This window comes from Sphingomonas sp. Tas61C01, assembly GCF_052567495.1.
Genome location: NZ_CP199583.1, coordinates 2,615,191 through 2,629,780 on the forward strand (window position 1 = coordinate 2,615,191; position 14,590 = coordinate 2,629,780).

17 protein-coding genes are annotated in these 14,590 nt (G+C 67.0%); 8 read left to right on the forward strand and 9 right to left on the reverse strand.

Annotation, left to right across the window (positions count from 1 at the left end; all coding sequences use genetic code 11):
• Nucleotides 1-2: 2 nt before the first annotated feature.
• Nucleotides 3-623 carry a MarC family protein gene (locus ACT009_RS12280; RefSeq protein WP_445194083.1) on the forward strand — a complete coding sequence of 207 codons (621 nt, stop codon included), beginning with the start codon at nt 3-5 and terminating at the stop codon, nt 621-623.
• 194 nt (nt 624-817) lie between these two features.
• Here ACT009_RS12280 and ACT009_RS12285 read toward each other — a convergent pair whose 3' ends face one another.
• Nucleotides 818-2,596, reverse strand: coding sequence for an AcrB/AcrD/AcrF family protein (locus tag ACT009_RS12285; protein ID WP_445191359.1), 1,779 nt, complete (start codon nt 2,594-2,596; stop codon nt 818-820).
• A 78-nt stretch (nt 2,597-2,674) separates the two neighbouring features.
• On the opposite strand from ACT009_RS12285, the gene ACT009_RS12290 reads away from it, so the two are divergent.
• Together ACT009_RS12290 and ACT009_RS12295 are read left to right on the forward strand one after the other, a co-directional pair.
• Nucleotides 2,675-3,106 (forward strand): GtrA family protein, encoded by a 432-nt coding sequence (locus ACT009_RS12290; protein ID WP_445191360.1) that lies wholly within the window; start codon nt 2,675-2,677, stop codon nt 3,104-3,106.
• Nucleotides 3,107-3,835, forward strand: a complete 729-nt coding sequence (locus tag ACT009_RS12295) for a class I SAM-dependent methyltransferase (RefSeq protein WP_445191361.1) — start codon at nt 3,107-3,109, stop codon at nt 3,833-3,835. It abuts the gene before it with no gap.
• On the opposite strand, the gene ACT009_RS12300 is transcribed toward ACT009_RS12295, so the two are convergent.
• Both ACT009_RS12300 and ACT009_RS12305 read right to left on the reverse strand, forming a co-directional pair.
• A complete protein-coding gene (locus tag ACT009_RS12300) occupies nt 3,769-4,824 on the reverse strand; it encodes a glycosyltransferase family 2 protein (RefSeq protein ID WP_445191362.1) in 1,056 nt (351 codons plus the stop codon). The two genes, ACT009_RS12295 and ACT009_RS12300, sit on opposite strands and share 67 nt — an antisense overlap.
• Before the next feature lie 89 nt (nt 4,825-4,913).
• Nucleotides 4,914-5,180: a DUF1294 domain-containing protein gene (locus ACT009_RS12305; RefSeq protein WP_445191363.1), complete on the reverse strand. Its 267-nt coding sequence runs from the start codon at nt 5,178-5,180 to the stop codon at nt 4,914-4,916.
• 119 nt (nt 5,181-5,299) lie between these two features.
• Here ACT009_RS12305 and ACT009_RS12310 point away from each other — a divergent pair, with 119 nt between their 5' ends.
• Nucleotides 5,300-5,926, forward strand: coding sequence for a LysE family translocator (locus ACT009_RS12310; RefSeq protein WP_445191364.1), 627 nt, complete (start codon nt 5,300-5,302; stop codon nt 5,924-5,926).
• 22 nt (nt 5,927-5,948) lie between these two features.
• On the opposite strand, the gene ACT009_RS12315 is transcribed toward ACT009_RS12310, so the two are convergent.
• Nucleotides 5,949-8,054, reverse strand: coding sequence for a RelA/SpoT family protein (locus tag ACT009_RS12315; protein WP_445191365.1), 2,106 nt, complete (start codon nt 8,052-8,054; stop codon nt 5,949-5,951).
• Nucleotides 8,055-8,098: 44 nt separating this feature from the next.
• The gene (locus tag ACT009_RS12320) at nt 8,099-8,443 is read right to left on the reverse strand and encodes a CC_3452 family protein (protein ID WP_445191366.1); all 345 of its coding nucleotides are present in this window, start codon (nt 8,441-8,443) and stop codon (nt 8,099-8,101) included.
• 128 nt (nt 8,444-8,571) lie between these two features.
• Between ACT009_RS12320 and ACT009_RS12325 the strand changes: the two genes are divergently transcribed.
• On the forward strand, nt 8,572-9,051 hold the full coding sequence (locus tag ACT009_RS12325) for a winged helix-turn-helix transcriptional regulator (protein WP_445191367.1): 480 nt from the start codon (nt 8,572-8,574) through the stop codon (nt 9,049-9,051).
• Nucleotides 9,052-9,268: 217 nt separating this feature from the next.
• Here ACT009_RS12325 and ACT009_RS12330 read toward each other — a convergent pair whose 3' ends face one another.
• Genes ACT009_RS12330 through ACT009_RS12340 form a run of 3 tightly spaced genes read right to left on the reverse strand, consistent with a single transcriptional unit; the run spans nt 9,269 to nt 11,192 of the window.
• Nucleotides 9,269-9,703 carry an acyl-CoA thioesterase gene (locus tag ACT009_RS12330; RefSeq protein WP_445191368.1) on the reverse strand — a complete coding sequence of 145 codons (435 nt, stop codon included), beginning with the start codon at nt 9,701-9,703 and terminating at the stop codon, nt 9,269-9,271.
• Nucleotides 9,700-9,972, reverse strand: coding sequence for a DUF2061 domain-containing protein (locus ACT009_RS12335; protein ID WP_445191369.1), 273 nt, complete (start codon nt 9,970-9,972; stop codon nt 9,700-9,702). Before ACT009_RS12335 ends, ACT009_RS12330 begins: the two co-directional genes overlap by 4 nt.
• Nucleotides 9,972-11,192, reverse strand: coding sequence for an LL-diaminopimelate aminotransferase (locus tag ACT009_RS12340; protein WP_445191370.1), 1,221 nt, complete (start codon nt 11,190-11,192; stop codon nt 9,972-9,974). The genes ACT009_RS12335 and ACT009_RS12340 overlap by 1 nt, the downstream gene beginning before the upstream one ends.
• 172 nt (nt 11,193-11,364) lie before the next feature.
• Between ACT009_RS12340 and ACT009_RS12345 the strand changes: the two genes are divergently transcribed.
• A complete protein-coding gene (locus ACT009_RS12345; RefSeq protein WP_445191371.1) occupies nt 11,365-13,095 on the forward strand; it encodes a PHA/PHB synthase family protein in 1,731 nt (576 codons plus the stop codon).
• On the opposite strand, the gene ACT009_RS12350 is transcribed toward ACT009_RS12345, so the two are convergent.
• On the reverse strand, nt 13,092-13,481 hold the full coding sequence (locus ACT009_RS12350; RefSeq protein WP_445191372.1) for a hypothetical protein: 390 nt from the start codon (nt 13,479-13,481) through the stop codon (nt 13,092-13,094). The two genes, ACT009_RS12345 and ACT009_RS12350, sit on opposite strands and share 4 nt — an antisense overlap.
• Here ACT009_RS12350 and ACT009_RS12355 point away from each other — a divergent pair.
• Complete coding sequence (locus tag ACT009_RS12355) at nt 13,468-13,896, forward strand: phasin family protein (RefSeq protein WP_445191373.1); 429 nt, start codon at nt 13,468-13,470, stop codon at nt 13,894-13,896. The genes ACT009_RS12350 and ACT009_RS12355 overlap by 14 nt on opposite strands.
• Nucleotides 13,897-14,074: 178 nt before the next feature.
• Nucleotides 14,075-14,428, forward strand: coding sequence for an ATP-dependent Clp protease adapter ClpS (clpS, locus tag ACT009_RS12360; protein ID WP_445194084.1), 354 nt, complete (start codon nt 14,075-14,077; stop codon nt 14,426-14,428).
• The last annotated feature ends 162 nt before the right edge of the window (nt 14,429-14,590 follow it).

Sequence of the window (14,590 nt, forward strand, 5' to 3'; positions counted from 1 at the left end):
TGCTGCTCGAACTCTATATCTCGTCGCTGATCACCTTCTTCGTGGTGATCGATCCGCCGGGTTGCGCGCCGATCTATGCCGGGCTGTCGGCGGGGGCCACTCCGGCGCAGCGCCGTACGATGGCGATCCGCGCGGTCGCAGTGGCGTCGGCGATCCTGCTGGTCTTCGCGCTGTTCGGCGAGGATCTGCTGCGCGGGCTCGGCATCAGCCTGGCGAGCTTCCGGATCGCGGGCGGCATCATGCTGTTCCTGATCGCGCTGGAGATGGTGTTCGAAAAGCGTACCCAGCGCCGCGAGGATCGCGCCGCCAAGGTCGCCGACGATCCCGAGGCGGAGGACGTCTCGATCTTCCCGATGGCGATGCCGATGATCGCCGGCCCCGGCTCGATCGCGTCGGTGATGCTGCTGATGGCGCGCAACGACGGGATCGAACGCAGCGCGGTGGTGTTCGCGGCGCTGGCGACGATCCTGCTGCTGACACTGGTCGCGCTGCTGCTCGCGGGGCCGCTGATGCGGCTGCTCGGCACCCGGATCGAGGCGGTGATCACCCGGCTGCTGGGGGTGCTGCTGGCGGCGCTGGCGGTGCAGTTCGTGATGGACGGGTTGCAGGTGAGTTTGCGCTAGAGCGTTACCGGATCGAGTTGGATCATCGGCACGGAGGTGATTTTGGTGGGAAGCAAGGCGTCAGGAGGAAGCGATGCGAAGGCATCGTGACCGACGAACAACGCGGCATCACGCCAAAAGCGCCCCGCCGCGCAGCGGTCGCCCGCAGGGCGATGACGGTGGTTCAACTTGGTCCGGTAACGCGCTAGGGTCGGTCAGTCGATCCGGTACAGCCGCAGCGGCGATTTCGCCGGCAGCGGCAGCGACGTCAGCCAGTCCGGGAACTTGTTGTGCGCCAGCCGGTCGTAGAACCCGCCCGGATTGCGCGCCCGGTAGATCGTCGATTCGGCCATGTTGGGGCACAGCAGCAGCAGCGTCGCGCCGTGGCGCCTCATGATCGCGTGCGCCTGCTCCGAGCTTCCCGAAAAAGCGTGCTGGACGTCGAGGATCGCATCGCCGTTGCGGTGATAGGGCCCGGCGATCGCGCTGTGATGGGTCATCGCGATCATTCGCGGGCCGAGATCGACTAAGGTGAAGATCGTCGCCGCGGGATAGCGATCGAGCGCGCCGAGCACGGTCGTGCGCAGGCAGTCGCCGGTCGCCTTGTTGACCCGCTTGGTATAGGCCTTGGGCCGGTCGATCGGCAGGTATTTGATCGCCAGTCCCGCGAACATCCCCGACACCAGCAGGAACCCGGCGACGGTGCCGAACACCCGCACCGGCATCAACCGGTGGCGCAGCAGCCGCGGCAGCAGCCACCAGGCGAGCGCCACCGCGCCGGGCACCGACAGCAGCTGCGCGGCGGGGCCGGCGCGGACCTGCCACAACAGCATCAGCGTCGCGAACAGCGTGAACAGCGCGACCGCGGACCAGCCGACCAGCTGCGGGGTACGCCGCGCGCGCCACGCCGCAACGATCGCGCCGATCGCGCCGACCACCGGGAATGCCGCGATCGGGAAGGCGAGCCGGAACGGGTGCTTGTAGATGGGCTTGGCCTCGCGGACATTGTCGAGCCAGGTGCGCTGCAATTCGGGCGACACTCCCTCCGGCCGGCCGAGGCATTGCGGGAACAGCAGCACGAACCCCGCGACGATCGCCGCGCCGACCACGACCGCCAGCGCCAGCCGCATGCCCCGCGATTGCGGGTTGGCGATGCTCAGCAGGAACAGCAGCACCCCGGCGGCGATCATCACGCTCAGCCATACCGGGGTCAGTGCGTCGCAGCGCATCGCGTAATTCGCGATCGAGACGAATCCGGCGAACCCCAGCGTGCTGCCGCCGCCGAGCGACAGCGCATAGACCCCGAGGCGCGACGCCTCCGCCCGGTCCCAGATCCAGCGTAGCGCGATGATCGCGCCCGCCATCGCCACATAGGGCAGCATCTCCAGCCCGATCGTCAGCGACACCGCGCTGGCGATGCCGACCAGCGCACCGCCGCGCGGCCCCCGCGGGTCGCACAACCCGGCGACGGTGATGCTCAGCATCGCCAGCTGCCAGCCATGATGATCGATCCGCTCGGGCAGGAACATCAGCATCGTCGCCGCGGTGCCGAGCAGGAAGATGATCGCGAGCGGCCAGGCGAGCGGATGGACCAGTCGGCGCACCGTCGCCGCGAGCCCGATCATCGCCAGCGACAAGGGCAGTAGCGGCGCGATCCCGCAGGCGAGCCGCTCCGCCCAGGCGTTGCTGGTGAACAGCCGGAAGAACAGGATCAGCCCGGCGATCGGCAGGTCGACCAGGCGCGACCAGTGGATGTCGAACCCGGCCGGCGGGTTCAGCCGGTATTGCCGCAGGTCGTACCAGTCCTGCCCGTTCAACAGCGCGCGGACCTGCATCAGCCGCATATTGTCGTCGGTATCGCCGAGCGATAGCCAGCGGACCAGGTTCCAGTCGCTGGCGACATACCAGATCGCTACCGCCAGCCAGGCGAGCAGCGTGTAGCGAAGCCAATGGCGATCGAGCGCGCGGGCGGTACGGGTGGTCCAGTCGTTCACGTCAGATCACCCCAAGGCCGTTTGCCGGTTCCACTCGCGCGCGAAGGCCTCTACTGCGCGGCTACCGATGAGGAAAGCATGACGGCGATATCGCAGCGGATCGATCAGTGGCGGCAGAGCGGGATGATCGGGCAGTTGTTCCGGTTCGGCGTGTCGGGCGCGATCTCCAGCGTGGTCTATTCCGCGGTGTACCTGCCGCTGGCGATGTACGTGTTCGGCGATCGGCTGGCGGTGCTCGCGGTGCCGCCGGCGTTCGTCGTCGCGGCATCCTGCGGCTTCGTGCTCCACAGCCGCTGGAGCTTCAAGGGATACGGCACCCGCGACACCAGCGGGCGGCAGCATGCCAAGTTCTTCGCGGTGCAGGCGGTCGGCATGGCGCTCAACCTCGCCTTCACCTGGATCATCACCGGTCCGCTGTTCCACGGCCCCGCCTGGCTGCCGCTGGTGCCGGCGATCCTCGTCACACCCTTCGCGACCTTCGCGCTCAACCGCCAACTGGTGTTCAGATAAATGGATCGCATCGTCTACGACCGCATGGCGGCGCATGATTCGACGCATTGGTGGTATCGCGCGCGCCGCGACATCCTCGCCGATTATCTGACCCGCTATGCCGCGCTGCCTGCCGATGCACGGATCCTGGAGATCGGCTGCGGCACCGGGCACAATCTGCCGATGCTGGCCGGGTTCGGCAGCGTCGAGGCGATCGAGATCGATCCTGCCGCGCGCGACATCGCCAGCGCGCGGCTCGGCCGCCCGGTCGGCGACGCGCCGCTCCCCGCACTGCCGGGGATCGAGCGCGGCGCGTATGATCTGATCGCGGTGCTCGACGTCGTCGAACATATCGAAGACGACGTCGCCGCGCTGGCGGCGATGCGCGATTGCCTGAAGCCCGGCGGCAAGATCCTGATCGCGGTGCCCGCGCATCAATGGATGTGGAGCGCGCACGACACGGTGAATCATCATCATCGCCGCTATTCGAAGAAGACCCTGGCCGCGGCGATCGCGGCGGCGGGGCTGCGGCCGCGCAAGCTGACCTATTTCAACTCGCTGCTGTTCCCGCTGGCGGCGGCGGCGCGGGTCGCTGGGCGGATGACCGGGCGCGACGACAGCGACGATTCACCCCCCGCCAAGCCGCTCAACGCGCTGTTCGAGACGATCTTCCGGCTCGAACGTCACGCCATCGGGCGGGTGCCGATGACCCCGGGCGTATCGATCGTGACGCTCGCCGAGCCGTCCTGATCGAAATCGGGTGACGGCTCGGCGGCGTTGAAGCCGAGCGTCGAATGGCCGCGCACCGGCCCGGCGATGTCGGCGACGAGGTAGAGCGGACGGCGCTTCGATTCGATGTAGAGCCGGCCGAGATATTCCCCGATCATCCCCAGTACGAACATCTGCACCGCGCCCAGCAGCACCACGACCAGCATCGTCGAGGTCCAGCCCTGCACCGCGCTGCCGGTGAAGAAGCCGACCGCGATGTAGAGGAGCAGCAGCAGCGACGCACCGGTCAGCGCAAGGCCGGCATGGCTGGCGAAGCGCAGCGGCGCCGTGGAGAAGCCGGTCACCGCGTCGAAGGCGAGGCGCACCATCTTGGCGAGCGGATAGTTGGTCTCGCCGGCGTGCCGCTCGGCCCGGTCATAGGCGAACGGCACCTGGCGAAATCCGACCCAGGCGACCATCCCGCGGATGAAGCGCGCCTGTTCGGGCAGCGACAGGAACGCGTCGAGCGCGCGCCGGCTCATCAGCCGGAAATCGCCGGTATCGAGCGGGATCGGCGTGTCGGTGACGCGGTCGAGCACCCGGTAGAACAGCGCCGCGGTCGCCTTCTTGAAGATCGTCTCGCCCTGGCGCTTGCGGCGGACCGCATAGACCACGTCGGCGTCGGCCGCCGCCATCGTCGCGCGCATGTCGGCGAGCAGTTCGGGCGGGTCCTGCAGATCGGCGTCGATGATCAGGATCTGCGCGCCCGCGCACAGGTCCAACCCTGCGGTGAGCGCCAGCTGGTGGCCGTGATTGCGCGACAGGTTGATCGCGACCACCCGCCTGTCGCGCGCGGCGAGCGCCTGCATCACCGCCCAGCTATCGTCGCGCGAGCCGTCGTTGATCAGCACGATCTCGAAATCGTCCCCCACCGCCTGCGCCGCCGCCGCCGCCACCCGCCCATGCAACAGCGTGAGACACGCCGCCTCGTTGTAGCAGGGGATGACGACGGAGAGCGCGGGACGATGCATGCGCGTAGGTCTAGCGGCGCACGACCCGCGCGTCATCGGGGTTGTTGGGGAGGGCGTGTCGCAGCGTTCATCCGGGGCATCCTGCGGGATCAGAAGAGCAGGAGCGTTCCGCCCGCGCCGATCTGGATCGCGGCGATCAGCATCAAGCTGGTCGAGAATGGTTCCTTGCGGGTCTTGTGGCGAAAGGCGCGGCGCGCGAGAAAAGCGCCGGGAGTGCCGCCGAGCAGCGCCATGCGGAGAAGAACGGCTTCGGGTATGCGACGCCGGCCTTCCACCGCACGCATCTTGTCCTGCCAGAACCGAACAACGGTCCAGACATTGATGAAGACGATCCAGCCGGCGGCACAAGCAAGCATTCAGCTTGTCTGTACCCAAGGCATTACCGAACCTCTACAACGAGAGGACTGCGCATCGTGCGAGCTGCGGCGATCATCGCACCGGCATGTTGCCTGCGCAGCATGACGGGAGCGCGCCCATGATCGATCTGCCACTGTTCCTCGCCTTTCTCGCCGCCGCGACGGTGCTCACGATCACGCCGGGGGTGGATACCGCGATGGTGTTGCGGGCGGCGACCATGGATGGACGGCGGTCGGCGGTGGCGGCGTCGCTCGGGATCGTGCTCGGCTGCCTGATCTGGGGCGCGGCGGTGTCGCTCGGGCTCGGCGCGCTGCTGCAGGCGTCGGCGCTCGCCTATACGATCGTCAAGATCGCGGGGGCGGCATATCTGATGTGGCTGGGGATCAAGCTGCTGTGGAAGCCGCGGGTCGCGCTCGACGCGGCGCCGCAGGGTAGCGCGCCGGGCGGGCGCGACGCGTTCCTGCGGGGGTTCCTCACCAATTTGCTCAATCCGAAGATCGGGGTGTTCTACATCACCTTCCTGCCGCAGTTCGCGCCGGCCGGGGTCGGGCTTGCGGGCTATTCCTTCTTCCTCGCCTCGGTGCACGTGCTGCTGACGCTCGCCTGGTTCGCGGCGCTGATCGCGGCGGCGGTGCCGCTGGGCGCGTTCCTGCGCCAGCCGAAGGCGGTCACGACGATGGACCGGCTGACCGGCGGGATCTTCATCGCCTTCGGGATCAAGCTGGCGACGTCGTCGGCGCGGTGAACCCGCGTTCCCGCCGAACCTCCTAGGCCCGCTCCACCGCATTCACCGCGTCTGCAGCGCGCAGCGCCGCCATCAGCCGCATCAGCTGGTGGACGTCGTGGACCTCGACGTCGATCATGTTGGTGTGGAACACGCTGTCGCGGGTATCGAGCCGCAGGTTGATGATGTTCGCCTTGTGCGCGCCCATGATCGTCGCGACGATGCCGAGCGCGCCGGGCTCGTTCTTGACCTGAACCGCGAGCCGCGCGACCGCGCCGTCGCTCTTGTCGCCCCAGTCGACGTCGACCCAGTCGGTGTCGTCGGTGCCGCGCTCGGCGAGATCGGCGAGAATCCGGCAATCGATCGCATGCACCTCGATCCCCGCATCGGGGCGGCGCAGGCCGACGATCCGGTCGCCGGGCACCGGGTGGCAGCAATCCGCCAGATCGAATGCGACACCGGGGGTCAGCCCCTTGATCGAGATCGCCGAGGATTGCGGCGCCAGCGCGTGCGGCGAATCGGCGCCCGCCGATCCCGGCATCAGCGCCTCCATCACCGCCGCGTCCGACAGCGTCCGCCGCGCGACCGCGATCATCAGCGTCGGCTCGTCGGGCAGCTTCAGCCGCTTGAGCGCGAGATCGACCGCGTCGTGGCCGACCGGCGCTGGCAGCCGCAGGAGGATGTCATCGTACAGGTTGCGCCCCAGCGCGATCAGCTCGCCGCGTTCCTTGTTGCGCAGGTGACGGCGCACCGCGGCGAGCGCCTTGCCGGTGATCGCGAAGTTCAGCCACGACGGTTGCGGGGTCTGGCCCTTGGAGCGGAGCACCTGCACCTGGTCGCCATTGTCGATCACCGTCGACAGCGGAACGACGCGGCCGTTGACCTTGGCGCCGACCGCCTGGTCGCCCAGATCGGTGTGCACCGCATAGGCGAAGTCGATCGGCGTCGCGCCCTTGGGCAGCTGGATCAGCTCGCCCTTGGGGCTGAACGCGAAGATCCGGTCCTGGTACATCGCCATGCGGGTGTGTTCGAGCAGCTCTTCGGGGCTGCCGGCAGTCTCCAGGATCTCGACCAGATCGCTGATCCAGCTGTGCTGGGTGTCGGGGCGGACCTTGTCCTGCTTGTACGCCCAGTGTGCCGCCAGCCCGAATTCGGCTTCGGCGTGCATCTCGGGTGTGCGGATCTGGATCTCGATGCGCGCATTGTCGGCATGGATGACGCTGGTGTGGAGCGACCGGTAGCCGTTGCGCTTCGGGGTCGAGATATAGTCCTTGAACCGCCCCGGCACCATCGGCCAGCGGCGATGGATGATGCCGAGCGCGCGGTAGCAATCGTCGACCGTCGGCACGATCGCGCGGAACGCCATGATGTCGGAAAGCTGCTCGAAGCTGATGTGCCGTTCGGCCATCTTCTTCCAGATCGAGAATGGGTGCTTCTCGCGGCCGTTGACCTCGGCCTCCACCCCGGCGCGGCCGAGCAGCATCTTCAGCCCCGATCCGATCTTGACGATCCGGTCGCCACCGCCCTCCTTCAGCTGCGCCAGCCGCCGCGAGATCGATTCATACGCGTCTGGCTCGAGCTGTTCGAAGGCGAGCGTCTGCATCTCCTTCATGAATTCATACATGCCGATCCGCTCGGCGAGCGGCGCGTAGATCTCCATCGTCTCGCGCGCGATCCGGCGGCGCTTGTCGGGCTTCGCGATGTGATGCAGCGTCCGCATGTTGTGGAGCCGATCGGCGAGCTTGACCAGCAGCACGCGGATGTCGTCGGACATCGCCAGCAGGAATTTGCGGAGGTTCTCCGCGGCGCGCTCGTTCTCGGTCTGCGCCTCGATCTTGCTGAGCTTGGTGACCCCGTCGACCAGCCGCGCGACCGACGTGCCGAACAGCCGCTCGATCTCCTCGGGCGTGGCGACGGTGTCCTCGATGGTGTCGTGGAGGATCGCGGTCGCGATCGTCTCGGCATCGAGGTGGAGATCGGTGAGGATGCCCGCCACCTCGATCGGGTGGCTGAAATAGGGATCGCCCGATGCGCGCTTCTGCGAACCATGCGCATGCATCGAGAAGACATAGGCCCGGTTCAGCAAGGCCTCGTCGGCGTCTGGATCATATTCCAGGACCCGGTCGACAAGCTCGTATTGGCGCAGCACGCGATCTCAATGGGGCCGCGTGCTGCTGCTTTGCAACAAAAAGCTTATCGCGCCACCATCTGGGCGGGGGCGGGCTTCACGTGCGCGTTGCACTTGGCGAGCTGATCGGCGTCGTACGCCTCGCCCTTCACGGTAAAGCCGCTCAGCCCGCCGACATGGTCCGCGACCAGCTGGCACAGGATCTGCGCCCGCTCGGGTGCCTGGGCCGCGACGAACGCCCCGCCGCGCAGCGACCAGGCGGTGTTGCGGGTAACCAGGCTGGTCTTGGTGGTGGGGCTGGCGGGCGTCGCGACGTAGAAGGCACCGGGTGCCTGCGCATCGGCGGCGGTGGCGGCGATCAGCGTGGCGGAAACGGCGAAGGCGGCGGCGAGGGCGACGAAAGACTTCATGGTGGTGCTCCGAGAGACGGGTTGCATATCGCTACCTATACGCCTAGGTTTCGAGTTGCAACTAGAAACTGATAAATTGTTCCGCCCACGGGATTTTTGCGGTAGGTTGACGGTCAGAGGATGCGACGATGGCTAAATTGCGCGAACCATTGCTCGAATGCAGTCTCCCTGCGGCACTCGAGTCGATGGGGGAGCGCTGGTCGTTCCTGATCATCCGCGCGGCCTTCAACGGGCTCCACCATTTCGAGGAGTTCCAGTCGGAGCTGGGGATCGCGCGCAACATCCTCGCCAACCGCCTTGCGCGGCTGGTCGAACACGGCATCCTCGGCCGCGAGGCGATGCCGGCAGACCGCCGCAAGATCCAATATGCGCTGACCGAAAAGGGCGCCGCGCTGCTGCCGACGATGATCGCGCTGCGCCAATGGGGCGAGCGCTGGGAAACCTGCGTGCCCGCCTTCCCGATCCTGGTCGACGCGCGCGACCGGCGCCCGATCGAGCCGATCTCGGTGATGTCGCACGACGGCCGGGTGCTGACCAAGCACGACCTGATCTGGGCACTTCCCGGCGATGTCGCGCAGGATCCGGATCGGATGGAGGCGGCGGAGTAGGCGCGTCTCGGCAGGCCTCATCCCCTGCCTCCATGTGCTCCCGCGACGGCGGGAGCTCAGTACTGGGTCCCCCACCTTCGCGGGGAACATCGGCTAGCCGGAAGCGCCTAAGTACCCCGGCGAAGGCCGGCGCCCGGCTACGAGACGCTCGCGGCCGATCGCTTCCCTTCGTTATCTCGGCCATCGCTACTGGGCCCCGGCCTTCGCCGGGGTAGGTTCAACCGGCGGCGTCCGCGCTCAACCCCTCCAGATACGCCCTTACCTCCGCGCCCAGCGGCGCCGGGCGCCCGGTCGGCAGGTGGACGTTGACGCTCACCATCGTGATCACGGTGTGCAGCTCGCCCGTCTCCGCATGCGCCAGCTCGAATCGCTTGGTGATGCTCGACGTGCCGATCCGTTCGATCCGGACCGATGCCTCGATCGTGTCGCCGAGCACGAAGGGCTTCAGATAGTCGATCTCGCTGCGGCGGACGTGGAACTCGGTGTCGTGCCAGATCGCCCCGAGCGCGGCGTCGATCCCGGTCCATGCCCAGAAATCGGTCACCGCGACATCGGCATATTCGAGGTAGCGCGAATTGAAGACGACCTTCTGGCCGTCGATCTCGGCATAGCGCACGCGGAAGCGGGTCGAGAAGCGGAATCCGTCCCTCATGCTGCGGGCGCCACGCCTTCGCCCGACTGATCGGGCGCGACCGTTTCGGGGCGGTGGCCCCAGCGTACCAGCGACCAGGCGCGTTCGTGGAAGTAGAACAGCAGGATCTTGGTAATCACCTCGGTCCCCGCGATCGAGCCCGCGATCTTGGCGTTGCCGCTGGTGAACAACATGCCCAGCACGAAGGTGTCGATCGACCCGACGGTGCGCCACGACACCGCCTTCAGGAACGAACGCGGATGGCTTTCCAGCCCGCGGAACAGGAGCATCAGCCCGCTTTCTGGCCCAGCGCTCGGCCGGGCGTGTTGACGCCCATGCTGGCGAGGTAGCGCTTCACGTTGCGCGCGGCCTGGCGCAGGCGCTGTTCGTTCTCGACCAGCGCGATCCGCACGAAGCCCTCGCCGTTTTCGCCGTAGCCGACGCCGGGGGCGACCGCGACCTGCGCATGGGTCAGCATCTGTTTCGAGAATTCGAGGCTGCCGAGATGCGCGACCGCGGGTGGCAGCGGCGCCCAGGCGAACATCGACGCGCGTGGCGAGGGGATGTCCCAGCCGGCGCGCGCGAAGCTTTCGACCAGCACGTCGCGGCGCTTGTGGTAGAGCAGGCGGTTCTTCTCGACGATGTCCTGCGGACCGTTGAGCGCGGCGCAGGCCGCCGCCTGGATCGGGGTGAAGGCGCCGTAATCGAGGTACGACTTCACCCGCGTCATCGCCGCGATCAGCCTGGCGTTGCCGACTGCGAAGCCGATCCGCCAGCCGGCCATGCTGTAGGTCTTGCTGAGCGAGGTGAATTCGACCGCGACGTCCTTGGCACCCTTCACCTGCAGGATCGAGGGCGTCGGGTTGCCGTCGTAATAGAGCTCCGAATAGGCGAGGTCGGAGATGATCCAGACCTTGTTATCCTTCGCCCACGCGACCAGCCGTTCGTAGAAGGCGAGATCGACCGCCTCGGCGGTGGGATTGGAGGGATAGTTGACGACCAGCACGCTCGGGCGCGGAACGGTGAACGCCATCGCACGCTCGAGGCTCTCGAAATAGGCTTCGTCAGGGGTCGTCGGCACCGCGCGGATCGTCGCGCCGGCGATGATGAAGCCGAAGGTGTGGATCGGGTAGCTCGGATTGGGCGCGAGCACGACGTCGCCCGGCGCAGTGATCGCGGTGGCGAGGCTGGCGAGTCCCTCCTTCGATCCCATCGTCACCACGACCTCGGTCTCGGGGTCGAGATCGACTCCGAAGCGCCGGCCGTAATAGTTCGCCTGGGCACGGCGCAGCCCTGGGATGCCCTTGGACTGCGAATAGCCGTGCGCATCGGGCTTGCGCGTGACCTCGATCAGCTTTTCGATGACGTGCTCGGGCGGCGGCAGATCGGGGTTGCCCATGCCGAGATCGATGATGTCCTCGCCGCCCGCGCGCGCCGCGGCCCGCATGCCGTTGACTTCGGCGATGACATAGGGCGGCAGGCGCTTGATGCGGTAGAAATCGTCGGACATGGCGGTGGCGGTTCCCAGCTATGAGGCCGACCCATAGTCGATCCGTCGCCCAGCCGAAACGGGCTTGGCCGCGAATGCGCCCTTTCGGGTGCGTCGGCGGTTGGATGACCGCAGGGAAGGGGTGAACATCCGCCTCCCAGTCGCTAGGATGCGCGAAACGCGAGAGGATGCCATGGCCGACCCCGAAGCAGCCGACCCGCCGCCCACGCTGGCCGATCTCCAGCACTGGACCTGGGTGATGGGCCGCGCGCAGCAGATGATGATGGAACAGGGCATCGCCGCGGTGAACGGCGGCGCGGTGCCGGTGATGCCGGGGATCAACGATCCCGCGACGATCGAGCGTGCGCGCGATTTCTGGACCGACAGCCTGACGCTGTGGCAGCGCTTCCTCGATCCCGCCACGGTCGCCCCCGCCGCGGAGCCCGAGGCGCAGGCCCGCGACAAGCGCTTCAAGGCGGCGGCGTGGCGCGAGAACCCGATCTACGACTGGACCCGGCAGAGCTACCTGCTGATCGCCGACCACATGCTTCGCGGCGTCGACGCGCTGGAAGGTGTCGAGCCCAGGCAGAAAGAGACGCTGCGTTTCGCCGCCAAGGGGCTGGTCGACGCGATGAGCCCGAGCAATTTCGCGCTCACCAACCCCGAGGTGATGGAAAAGGCGATCGAGACCAAGGGCGAAAGCCTGCTGAAGGGTCTCCAGAACATGCTCGCGGATCTCGGCAAGGGGCAGCTGACGCACACCGATCCCGCCGCGTTCGAGGTCGGACGCAATCTGGCGATGACCCCGGGCAAGGTGGTGAAACGCACCCCGCTCTACGAACTCATCCAATATACGCCGGTCACGGAAAGCGTGCTGGCGACGCCGCTGGTGATCTTCCCGCCCTGGATCAACCGCTTCTACATCCTCGATCTCACCCCCGAAAAAAGCTTCATCCGCTGGTGCGTCGACCAGGGGATCACGGTGTTCATGGTGTCGTGGCGCTCCGCCGACGCGACGATGAAGGACGTGATCTGGGACGATTACGCGATGGCGCAGGTCGAGGCGATCGACACCATCCGCGCGCTGCTCGACGTGCCGGCGGTGCACGCGATCGGCTATTGCGTGGCGGGGACGACGCTGGCGGCGACGCTGGCGGTGCTCGCCGCGCGCGGGCAGGCAGACAAGGTGGCGAGCGCGACCTTCTTCACCGCGCAGGTCGACTTCGCGTCGGCGGGCGAGCTCCAGCATTTCATCGGCGACGATCAGTTGCAGCTGATCGCGGGACTGTCGCAGGACGGGTTCCTCGACGGGCGCTACATGGCGCTGACCTTCAACCTGCTGCGCGGCCGCGACCTCATCTGGAACTACGTCACCAACAACTATCTGCTGGGCGCGGATTATACGCCGTTCGACCTGCTCCACTGGAACGGCGACACCACCAACCTGCCCGCGAAATGGCACCTGGCGTATCTGACCGATCTTTACCGCGACAACCGGCTCGTCGATCACGGCACGATGTCGATCGACGGCACCGCCATCGACCTGCGGCTGGTCGAGACGCCCGCTTATATCCAGGCGGGGCGCGAGGATCATATCGCGCCGGCGGAAAGCGTGTGGCGGATCACCCGGTTGTTTCGCGGGCCGCTGCGCTTCGTGCTCGCCGGGTCGGGGCACATCGCCGGGGTGGTCAACCCGCCCTCGTCGGGCAAATACCAATATTGGACCAACGACGACCCCGTGGACTCGCTCGAGGCGTTCGTCGCCGGGGCGACCGAGACCAAGGGCAGCTGGTGGCCCGACTGGCTCGCATGGCTGCGCGGGCACGGCGCCGACACGATCCCGGCGACCGGCGCGCGGGTGCCGGGCGGAGGCGATCTGGCCGCGATCTGCGACGCTCCCGGGGACTATGTGCGAGCCCGCTAAACCTTAATACTGCAAGCAATTTTCGTTTTTGCTGCACTGCAACAAAGTAGTTGCATATCGTTCGGTCCCGCAGTATTGTGCGCCGCAGCATAGAGCTGGAGTTGCGCGATGGACAAGAAGGCGAAGCCCGAACCGACCCCGGTCGTTCCCGTCGTGGCCGCACCCGTCTCGGTCGCGGTGGCGAAGCCCGTGGTGCCGGAGGCTTCCGCCCCCGTCGCCGAGACGGCCGAGTCGCAGCCCCTGTTGAAGTCCCAGCCGGTCGTACCGGCAGCAAAGCCGGTCGCGAAGAAGCCGGCCCCCGCGAAGGCGCCGGTGCGCATCGCGAAGCCACCACGTGCCGCCTCGGCGGCCACCGCAGCAAAGGATGTCACGATGGACACGATCAAGACCATTACCGAAAAGACCCAGGCCATGTTCGCCGGTGCCGACGCCAAGGGCGCGATGGAGAAGGGCCAGAAGATGTTCGACGAGATGAACAGCTTCTCGAAGGGCAACATCGAGGCAATCGTCGAATCGACCAAGATCGCGGCCAAGGGCTTCGAGACGCTCGGCCAGGACGCGGTCGCCTATGCCAAGAAGTCGTTCGAGGAGGCCACCGCCGCCGCGAAGACGATGGCGTCGGTGAAGTCGCCGACCGAGTTCATGAAGTTGCAGTCGGACTATGTCCGCAGCGCGTTCGACATGATGGTCGCCGAGACCTCGCGCTCGACAGAGACGATGCTGAAGCTGGCCGGCGAAGTCGCCCAGCCGATCTCGAACCGCGTCGCGATCGCAGCCGAAAAGGTGAAGATCGCCGCCTGATCGCGCGACTTCGATGCTATAGGAAGGGGCGGCTGCAGCGATGCGGCCGCCCTTTTCGCGTCGGCGGACCTTTTGGCGGCTTCGGGGCTTTTCCCCCTGCAGGCCCCGGTTTGGCCCTTGCCCCTGACGCAGGGGATGCCATATTTTCGGAACCGACATGCAGATTCCACTCACATCCATGGCCGAGCGCCGCGACGACAGCGGCAATGATGGTGCCGGGGACGGCTCCGGGAACGACACCGGCACCGGCCTGGCGACCAAGACGCGCACCCGCACCAAGCAGCCGACGCCGTACCGCGTGCTGATGCTCAACGACGATTACACGCCGATGGAATTCGTCGTGCTCTGCCTGCAGCGCTTCTTCCGGATGGACATGGAAGCCGCGACGCGGGTGATGCTCCACGTCCACCAGAAGGGCGTCGGGGTATGCGGCGTGTTCAGCTACGAGGTGGCGGAGACAAAGGTCGGCCAGGTGATCGACTTCGCCCGCCAGAACCAGCACCCGCTTCAATGCACGCTGGAGAAGGCGTGATACGGCACGCCTGATCACCGTCACCCCGGACTTGATCGGGGTCCGTCTAAGCGGCGATCGGAACAGAAGGGTGTTCGCGCAGAGACGCGAACAACGCAGAGACGGCGACCGCGACAGCGTCATCATACCTCCTACATGGCACATGCGGCACCCGATGAGGGG